Origin of the sequence: Pseudomonas sp. I2, from assembly GCF_040984075.1 — a bacterium.
GTDB classification, from domain to species: Bacteria; Pseudomonadota; Gammaproteobacteria; order Pseudomonadales; family Pseudomonadaceae; genus Aquipseudomonas; species Aquipseudomonas guariconensis_B.
Genome location: NZ_JBCGFQ010000276.1, coordinates 1 through 216, shown reverse-complemented (window position 1 = coordinate 216; position 216 = coordinate 1). Strand labels below are relative to the sequence as shown.

1 protein-coding gene is annotated in these 216 nt (G+C 66.7%); it reads left to right on the top strand.

What is annotated here, in order from left to right; all coding sequences use genetic code 11:
• Positions 1-216 (top strand): hypothetical protein (locus tag WCE05_RS26595; protein ID WP_368816916.1); only part of this gene is annotated, 216 nt, incomplete at both ends.

Genomic DNA, 216 nt, shown 5'->3' with positions numbered 1-216 from the left:
AACTGGCCGAGCATCTGCGCCGTGGCCTACCGGACTACATGGTGCCGAACCAGTGGCTGGCACTGGACAGCCTGCCGCTGTCGCCCAACGGCAAGCTCGACCGCAAGGCCTTGCCCGCCGTGGATGCCGCGCAATCGCAGCGTGCCTATGTGGCGCCGCAGAGTGAACTGGAACAACAGGTCGCGGCAATCTGGGCGCAGGTCCTCGGGCTTGAGC